Below are 8,270 nucleotides of genomic sequence, written 5' to 3'. Positions count from 1 at the left end.
TTCATGATTGGCGGATCGGGCGGGTCCGAGTTTGCGCCGCCGTCGGGTCTCGGCGTGAAGCCGGGGCGCTGCGTGATCGAGAGTGCACGTTACGGCGGCGAGACGACGGTGCTCGTCAAATCGCCCGAGGGCGATGACGTGCATTACGTGGCGTTGTCCGTGCTCGACGGCTTCGAGGACAGCATGACGAAGACGTTTCTCGCCTCGCGATCGGAAGGCGGCGAGGTGCTTGGCACGTTCCTTTCGCGCGATGAGGCACTCTCCAAGGCGCGGAGTCTCTGTCCGGATTGATCAGGCTGTCGCGTTACTGCTCGGGTGCGAAGTACTTGAGAGCCGCGCCCGAAACCGCGCCTCCGACAACGCATGGAATGCCGAGCGCCACCAGCCCTCCGGCCGCGGCGCCGACGCAGCCGAGGGCCAACGCCGTCTGACCGGCCTGCCCCCACCAGACATAGTCGCGGGAGCGCTGCGATCCCTTGGTCTTCAACTCCTCGATGGCGGCGAGGGCGTCCTTCTTGATCTTGCCCGTCTCGAAGGTTTCAGCCGCCTCGATCACCTCGCGCAGCGGCCTTCTCACCTCAGCCGGCTGCGTGTTCATCTCTCCGGAGAGGATATCGAGCAGATCCTTCTCGCGTGAGGCGTTGGTGGCGAGCGTCCATTTGGCCATGGAGCCGATGGTCACCTTCTCGACGTCGTTCTTGTCGTTCGACATGGCGAGCGCGCCGACGATGCGCGTGATGGGCTCGCGATGGCCGGTGGCGAAGTAGTAGCCCCACAGGGCGTCGATGACGTAAGCGCCGCCTTCGTCGATGGGCAGCTCGGCGAGGGTCTTGCCGTCGCCGTAGAGGTATTTGCGGAGGAGCACCATGCGCGCCGGCATGCGCTCCACGAACTTCTGCAGGAGATCCTTCCAGTCCGGCAGCCCGGAATAGGCGATGGCACGGATCAAAACGACCTGGTCCTCCGGCGGCATCGGGAACATGCGCGAGACGAGGCGTTCGGCCTGGTCGGGATTGGAGCCGAGCACGCCGGCCATGAAGCCGATGTAGACCCCGGCGTTGTCCAGCTCGCGGAAGAGACCGAGGTTGCCCATGGCGCGCACGGCGTCCGGCAGGCGGTCGGGGTCCGGCACCTGGCGGTACTCGTTGATCCATTTCAGAACGTGCTCGGACTTGCTGAACTCCGGCGCTGCCTGGCGCTTGGCCTTGTCCTTGGCCAGCGATGGCGTCAGCGCGAGCGTTGCGATCAGAAGCGCGATCAGAATTCGCATGGGCCGTCACCTCCGGACGTGCCGTATACAGTCTTTGCGGCCGCTCGTTTAGGCTTTCGGACGGCTTGTGTCCGAAGCCTTCGAGGCCGTTGGCGGATTGCGTGCCTGTTGTCCCTGGGCCAAGGGCCGGGATGTCCTGGGCGGTTTTGTGGCGACGCCCCAGTCCATTCGACGCCGTTCGGCTTGACGGGGGCGCTTGCGGCGCCAATGTAGCGGCCATGCCCACCCCCTCCGACAAGGCCAGCGGCGTTCCTGCCCCCGTGCAAGGAAGCGAGCCCGCCGAGGAGCGTCCGACCGCGACCGGTCCGGACGTGATTGCCGGCTATCTCAAAACTTTGACGGCCGGGCCCGGCGTCTACCGCATGCTCGATGCGGGGGGCGACGTGATCTATGTCGGCAAGGCGCGCAATCTCAAGGCCCGCGTGCAGAACTATACGCGGCTCGCTGGGCTGCCGAACCGCACCATCCGCATGATCCAGGCGACGGCGGCCATGGAGTTCGTGACCGTGCGCACGGAAGCCGAGGCGCTGCTGCTCGAAGCCAATCTCATCAAGCGCTTCCGGCCCCGTTTCAATGTCACGCTGCGGGACGACAAGTCGTTTCCCTACATCCTGATCCGCCGCGATCAGGGGGCGCCGCAGATCCTCAAGCACCGCGGCGCGCGGACCGTGAAAGGCGAATATTTCGGGCCGTTCGCTTCGGCGGGAGCCGTGAACCGCACCATCAACATGCTGGAGCGGGCGTTTCTCCTGCGCTCGTGCTCCGACAGCGTGTTCGAAAGCCGGACGCGGCCGTGCCTGCTGCATCAGATCAAGCGCTGCTCGGCGCCGTGCACGGGCGAAATCAGTCTCGACGACTACGGCCGCCTGGTCGAGGAGGCGCTGCGCTTTCTCAAGGGCGAAAGCCAGTCGGTGCGGGAAATGTATCAGAGGCTGATGGAAGAGGCGGCCGAGAAGCTCGAGTTCGAGCGCGCGGCAATGCTGCGCAACCGCCTGTGGGCGCTGGCGCACGTGCAGGCCGAGCAGGCGATCAATCCCGACGGTGTCGAGGAAGCGGACGTGTTCGCCGCGTTTCAGGAGGGCGGGCAGACCTGCATTCAGGTTTTCTTCTTCCGCGTCGGGCAGAACTGGGGCAACCGCGCCTACTATCCGAAGGCCGACCGGTCTCTGCCGGTGGAAGAGGTGCTGGATAGCTTCGTGGCGCAGTTCTACGACGACAAGCCCGTGCCGCGGCTCATTCTCCTCTCGCACGAGATCGCCAACCACGTGCTGCTCGCCGAGGCGCTGTCCATCAAGGCGGACCGCAAGGTCGAGATCCGCGTTCCCCAGCGGGGCGTCAAGTCGGGGCTGGTCGATCATGCGCTTTCGAACGCGCGCGAAGCGTTGGGGCGCAAGCTTGCCGAATCCTCGTCGCAGCGAACGCTGCTGGCGGCGCTTGGCGAGCGCTTCGGGCTCAAACGGCCGCCGCGCCGCGTCGATGTATTCGACAACAGCCATATCATGGGCACGAACGCGGTCGGAGCCATGATCGTGGCCGGCTCCGAGGGGTTCGCCAAGAGTGCCTACCGGAAGTTCAACATCCGATCGGAGCAGCTCACGCCCGGCGACGACTACGGAATGATGCGCGAGGTGCTCGAGCGGCGCTTCCGCAGACTTGCCGAAAGCGAGGCGGAAGCGCCGGCCGCCTCCCAGCCCGAGGCGCTCTGGGAGCATGTGGCTGCCGAGGAGGGAGCGGAGCCGCCCGGCGAGGAAGAGGCGGAGGGATCGCCGCTTGGCGATGTCTTGCCCGACCGTCCGGACCTCGTTCTGGTGGATGGCGGCGCCGGGCAGCTCACGGTGGCGCGCGAGGTGCTGGCGGCGCTTGGGCTGGCCGAGATCGCGGTGGTGGGCGTCGCCAAGGGGCCGGACCGGGATGCGGGGCGCGAACACTTTCATGTGCCGGGGCGCCCGTCCTTCATGCTCGAGCCGCGCGATCCGGTTCTCTACTTCGTGCAGCGGCTGCGGGACGAGGCGCATCGCTTCGCGATCGGGACGCATCGGGCCAAGCGGGCCAAGTCGCTCGGTGTCAATCCACTCGACGAGATCCCGGGCGTCGGGCCGACGCGCAAGCGGGCGTTGCTGAAGCATTTCGGATCGGCCAAAGCCGTTTCGAGGGCCGGCGTGGACGATCTACAAGCCGTCAGCGGCATATCGCAGGAGATGGCGCAAAAGATTTACGACTTCTTTCATGAGCGCCGGATTTGAATCACCCGTCCGTGGTTATTTACCGTCGATTCAGAGTTGAGTGCGCATTCCATGCGTTTTCGGATCATTTGCCGCGCCTTGGTTATGCGACAAAGTTTTTTTGAGTGATCTATTCAAATCTTTTTTCAACCAATGCGCCGCCATATTTGTCATTGCCGATGCGGCGAATTGACATCGGCTTGGTGCAGGTCCCAGCGTTGCCCCACTGATCTGCATAGTAAGCCCCAACAAGGGGATAGAGGAACTTCGTTCATGCGTGCTATCGAGGGTTTGCCCGGAAACGACGTGTCGATTTCTGGTCAATTGGATCGGGTTCCTTCGCGGCAGAAGGCGCCGGCGAAAAAAGCGAAATCGGTGAAATCAACGAAGGTTGATGTCGCGAATTCGACGCGCAACCAGTCGTCGCGCGCGAAGACACCCGCGGTGGGATCTCTGCCTGTTCTCTATATGCTTTCACCGCAGAAATTCATGAGTCCGTTCGACTGCAATATGGCGGTCGATTCAGGCTACAAGATCGTGCTGCCGTACAGTGCGGTCACGGTTGGTGATGTCGGTGTCCTAGTGCAGGATGCGATCTTCTCGCGTCCGCCGAAGGCCAAGACCGGTGTTTTCATCGGCGGCAAGGACATCACGCTGGCGCTCGACATGATGAAGGCGGCGCGTGCGGCCATGGTGCCGCCGTTCGAAATCTCGGTTTTTGCCGATCCCGGCGGATCGTTCACGACCGCGGCGGCGATGGTGGCGCTTGTCGAGCGCGTGCTCAATCGTAGTGCCGGCCGGGCGCTCAAGGGACGCCGGGTGTCGGTGTTCGGCGCGGCCGGCGTTGTCGGCTTCGCGTCGGCCGTGATTGCCGCCGGAGAGGGTGCCAAGGTGCGCATCGTCGCCCACGACACGGTGGAACCGCTGGTCGAGTTGGCCGAGTTTGCCCGGGCGCGTTTCGGCGTGACCCTGGAACCGGTCGCGGGGCAGACGGACGCGCTCAAGGCGCAGATCCTGGCCGTCTCGGACGTGGCTTTCACGGCTGGTCCGGCCGGTGTCAACATCCTGCCGCGCAGCCTCATCGCGCGGGCGCCGAATCTGCTCGTGGCGGCCGACGTCAATGCCGTCCCGCCCTACGGCATCGAAGGGATGGATCTTTTCATGGATGGAGCGCCGCTGCCGGGCTCAAGCACGCTTGGCGTCGGGGCGCTCGCCATCGGCGACGTGAAGTACAAGACCCAAGCCGGCCTCTTCCGGCGCATGCTGGCCTCACCGCAGACGTTGGATCTCGATTTCCGCGACGCTTTCGTGCTGGCGCGGGAGATCGTGTCCGAGGCGCCCCCGCGTGCCAAGCAGCGGCGCCGGGCTGCGGCCTGACGCATCGCTTCGCCGTCTCTGAGACGGTTTTCCCGACCGTTCAAATGAAAGAGCGGAGCAGGAGCTTTTCGCTCCTGCTCCGCTCCGTTTGCGCTCGAATCCCAGATACGCGGCTACATTCCGAGCGCTGCCGACATGCAGTCGACGACGCAGTACATAGGTCGGCTGCTTGACGCTTCCGCAACGACAACGAGTTGCCGTGCGATTTAATCCTCATGCCCCATAATTAGCCTGTGGACAAGCCAGATTACCGTGCAGGGACTGCCCCTTGTTTGGGCTCACTGTGTTTTCCGTTTAGCCCTAGGCGTGTACCCCATTGACTGGCGTGTGCGGCAATGGTGTTACCTAGGGTCCATGGACCCGCCTATTCCGACCCGGCCGCAAGCGATCAGCCTGCCCAACGTGCTGACCTACGCACGTATTGCGGCTGTTCCTGCGCTCGTCGCCTGTTTGCTGATGGTGGAGGGCGAGGCCGGCCGGTGGGCCGCCTTCTGGCTCTTTGTCGCCGCGGCGATCACCGATTGGCTCGACGGCTACCTGGCGCGACGGCTCGAACAGCAGTCGACGCTCGGACGGATGCTGGATCCGATCGCCGACAAACTCATCGTCGGCGCTGCGCTGATCATGCTGGTGCACGATCGTACCATCGACGGGGTGTCGATCTGGGCGGCCGTCATCATCCTCTGCCGCGAGATCCTGGTCTCGGGACTCCGGGAGTTTCTTGCCGAGCTCAATGTGAAGGTGCACGTGACGGCGCTGGCGAAATGGAAGACGGCGGCGCAGATGGTGGCACTGGCGTGCCTCCTCGCCGGGCCGGCGGGCGAGCGGATCGTGCCCGGGATTACGACGGCCGGGATCGGGCTTTTTTGGCTTTCTGCGGTGCTTACGCTTTGGACGGGCTATGACTATCTCAAGGCTGGTATACGCCACGCCATGGAAGGATGAGCGCCGTGGACAGCGGAACATTGAGCGAGAGCGCGGCGTCCGGGGCAGCCGGGCAGCGCATTACGGTGCGCTATTTCGCCTGGGTTCGGGAGAAGGTCGGCCGCGCCGAGGAGACCATCGAGGTTCCGGGTACTGTGGCCACGGTGGGCGATCTCGTCACTTGGCTTGTGGCGCGCGGCTCCGAGTACGAGTCCGCATTCCAGCGCCCAGGTGTGGTTCGTGCGGCCCTCGACCATGTGCATGTGAAGGCGACGGCCCCGATCCGGGGGGCGCGCGAGGTCGCGTTCTTTCCTCCCGTGACGGGCGGATAGGGGGCGACGATGGCGGTCCGCGTGCAGCGCGAGGCGTTCGATGCGGATGCCGAGGTTCGCGCACTCGTTGCCGGCAGGACAGACATCGGTAGTGTCGTCACCTTCACCGGGCTTGTGCGCGGGAAGGCGCACGGACATGCGCTGACCTCGCTGACGCTCGAGCACTATCCGGAGATGACGGAAGCCGAGCTGGCGCGCATCGAGGCGGAGGCCGTCGGACGGTTCGGGCTCGCCGGCTCGCTCGTAGTGCACCGCTATGGGGAGCTCCATCCAGGCGATCCGATCGTTCTCGTGGTGACGCTCTCGGCGCACCGGCAGGCAGCCTTCGAGGGCGCCGAATTCCTTATGGACTATCTCAAGTCGCGGGCCCCGTTCTGGAAAAAGGAAGCCCTTGCCGACGGCACGGAAGCCTGGGTCGATGCGCGGGAGACGGACGGCGAGGCGCTCCGCCGGTGGGGCGGACCGTCAACGAAAAAGTAACCGTAAGCAATCTCTCATCTCTTCGTACTACCTCGTTGAACCTGCTGACAAATCATAGTATCAATCGGGTTAACGGGTGGGGCAGTTAGCAAAACATTAACCTTTAGCGTTCCATAACATTGCCCGATGGCGTCCTGCAAAACGCCATCATTTGCGGTTACTTAATGACCGTCCCGCCAAAGGACAGTGTTGCGTAGACGGGGGTCACACAACGATGACGATCGGATTTTTGCGGCGCTGTGCGCTGCAACCTATCTGTGCGCTTTTTGCGCTCGGTTTCCCGTTTGCCGCTTTGGCCGGGGATGATGCCGAGGCGCGAGGTGCCGCACCCGCTCCGTCTGCTGAAAAATCGAAGAAATCTCCTGCGACGACTGGCTCGATTGGTGTCGCGGCGAAGGCCAAGCCCGCCGCCGCACCCGCTGCCCCCTCCGCCACGCTCGGCGGCGACGTCCTCCACACCCGCTTTCTTATCGGCCTCCCGAAAGAGGTCGAGTTCCGGGTCTTCTCGCTCTCGAATCCGAACCGCGTCATCGTCGATATTTCCGCCTCGGCCCTCCAGCTTCCCCCGCAGCCGGAGGAGAATATCGCCGTCGGTCTCGTACGCAGCTTTCACGCCGGCGCATCAGGTCCCGGCAAGTCGCGTGTCGTGATCGAGGTCATTCGTCCGGTGGTGGTCGATGGCGCGAACATCGTTGCCTCCGAAGATGGCAAGGGGCACCGCCTGGCGCTCGACATCGTGCCCGTCGCCCCGCCGGCCGGCACCAAGAAGCCGCTCAAGACCGTGTCGCTCTCCTCGCTCGGTGCCGTCGACATGCAACCGCCACTGCCGACGCCGGCCATGCGGCCTGACGAGATGGCAGCGCGTTCCTTCAAGCCGATCATCGTCATCGATCCCGGTCACGGCGGCGACGACTCGGGCGCCATGAAGAACGGCGTCGTCGAAAAAGATGTCGTGCTGGCCTTCAGCAAGATGCTGAAGGAGAAGCTCGAGAAAACCGGCAGCTACAAAGTGCTGATGACGCGCGACAAGGATGTGTTCGTTCCGCTGGACAAGCGCGTCGATTATGCCGAGGAGCACAAGGCCAACCTGTTCATTGCCGTGCACGCCGATTATGCGGGCGGCAATTCCGCGGCGCGTGGGGCGACTATCTACTCGCTGCGCGAGACAGTCGCCAACGCGCTCCAGCGCTCGGCCAAGGGCGAGGTCTCCAGCGCCGTTCTGACCAAGGACGAGGTGGAGTCCATGAAGCAGGCCAGTCTCGGCACCGACATCTCGGCTGTTAAGAGCATTCTGGCCGATCTCGCCGGACGCGAGGTGGACGCGACGCAAGAGCGGACAAGCATCTTCACGCGGTCGGTCATCGAGTTCATGGGCACGAGCACCGAGTTGCGTGCGAAGCCGGATCAGCAAGCTGCTTTCCGGGTCCTCAAGACGGCTCAGTTTCCTTCGGTTCTGATCGAACTTGCCTACGTCACGAACAAGGAGGATGCGGCTCTGCTGGCGTCCGACACGTGGCGGGACAAAGTCTCGGATTCGATCATGACGGCGGTCGAGAACTATTTCGGCAATCAGATTGCGCGGCTGCCGATGTAGGGCGGCGCATCGCCGATCTTCGCTCCCTCTCGAATCCCGATCTCCGACCTCTCCTCAGTTCCGATCTCCGA

At 64.0% G+C, this 8,270-nt stretch carries 7 protein-coding genes and 1 pseudogene; 7 read left to right on the top strand and 1 reads right to left on the bottom strand.

Annotated features, from left to right (window positions below; all coding sequences use genetic code 11):
- Positions 1 to 291: pseudogene (locus QZV93_RS04240) on the top strand (hypothetical protein); the annotation flags it as partial.
- A 13-nt stretch (positions 292 to 304) separates the two neighbouring features.
- Here QZV93_RS04240 and QZV93_RS04235 read toward each other — a convergent pair.
- On the bottom strand, positions 305 to 1,270 hold the full coding sequence (locus tag QZV93_RS04235) for a hypothetical protein (protein WP_295556249.1): 966 nt from the start codon (positions 1,268 to 1,270) through the stop codon (positions 305 to 307).
- 218 nt (positions 1,271 to 1,488) lie between these two features.
- On the opposite strand from QZV93_RS04235, the gene uvrC reads away from it, so the two are divergent.
- From uvrC to QZV93_RS04205, 6 genes are all read left to right on the top strand, one after another.
- A complete protein-coding gene (gene uvrC, locus QZV93_RS04230; RefSeq protein ID WP_295556248.1) occupies positions 1,489 to 3,513 on the top strand; it encodes an excinuclease ABC subunit UvrC in 2,025 nt (674 codons plus the stop codon).
- A 468-nt stretch (positions 3,514 to 3,981) separates the two neighbouring features.
- Complete coding sequence (locus QZV93_RS04225; RefSeq protein ID WP_295556247.1) at positions 3,982 to 4,869, top strand: NAD(P)-dependent methylenetetrahydromethanopterin dehydrogenase; 888 nt, start codon at positions 3,982 to 3,984, stop codon at positions 4,867 to 4,869.
- A gap of 354 nt (positions 4,870 to 5,223) precedes the next feature.
- Positions 5,224 to 5,814, top strand: coding sequence for a CDP-diacylglycerol--glycerol-3-phosphate 3-phosphatidyltransferase (gene pgsA / locus QZV93_RS04220; RefSeq protein ID WP_295556246.1), 591 nt, complete (start codon positions 5,224 to 5,226; stop codon positions 5,812 to 5,814).
- Between the two features lie 59 nt (positions 5,815 to 5,873).
- Complete coding sequence (gene moaD, locus QZV93_RS04215; protein WP_295556356.1) at positions 5,874 to 6,125, top strand: molybdopterin converting factor subunit 1; 252 nt, start codon at positions 5,874 to 5,876, stop codon at positions 6,123 to 6,125.
- Positions 6,126 to 6,134: 9 nt separating this feature from the next.
- Entirely contained in the window at positions 6,135 to 6,605 is a 471-nt protein-coding gene (locus tag QZV93_RS04210) for a molybdenum cofactor biosynthesis protein MoaE (RefSeq protein ID WP_295556244.1), read from the top strand.
- A gap of 214 nt (positions 6,606 to 6,819) precedes the next feature.
- Positions 6,820 to 8,199: an N-acetylmuramoyl-L-alanine amidase gene (locus tag QZV93_RS04205; RefSeq protein ID WP_295556243.1), complete on the top strand. Its 1,380-nt coding sequence runs from the start codon at positions 6,820 to 6,822 to the stop codon at positions 8,197 to 8,199.
- Positions 8,200 to 8,270 lie beyond the last annotated feature (71 nt).

The sequence above is a fragment of the uncultured Hyphomicrobium sp. genome (assembly GCF_902826555.1).
Lineage (GTDB): Bacteria > Pseudomonadota > Alphaproteobacteria > Rhizobiales > Hyphomicrobiaceae > Hyphomicrobium_C.
This window is presented reverse-complemented; position numbering and strand designations above follow the sequence as displayed.

Coding starts and splice junctions, on each gene's coding strand:
- QZV93_RS04235 (WP_295556249.1), bottom strand. CDS start 1,270: ATGCGAATTCTGATCGCGCTTCTGATCGCAACGCTCGCGCTGACGCCA.
- uvrC (WP_295556248.1), top strand. CDS start 1,489: ATGCCCACCCCCTCCGACAAGGCCAGCGGCGTTCCTGCCCCCGTGCAA.
- QZV93_RS04225 (WP_295556247.1), top strand. CDS start 3,982: ATGAGTCCGTTCGACTGCAATATGGCGGTCGATTCAGGCTACAAGATC.
- pgsA (WP_295556246.1), top strand. CDS start 5,224: ATGGACCCGCCTATTCCGACCCGGCCGCAAGCGATCAGCCTGCCCAAC.
- QZV93_RS04210 (WP_295556244.1), top strand. CDS start 6,135: ATGGCGGTCCGCGTGCAGCGCGAGGCGTTCGATGCGGATGCCGAGGTT.
- QZV93_RS04205 (WP_295556243.1), top strand. CDS start 6,820: ATGACGATCGGATTTTTGCGGCGCTGTGCGCTGCAACCTATCTGTGCG.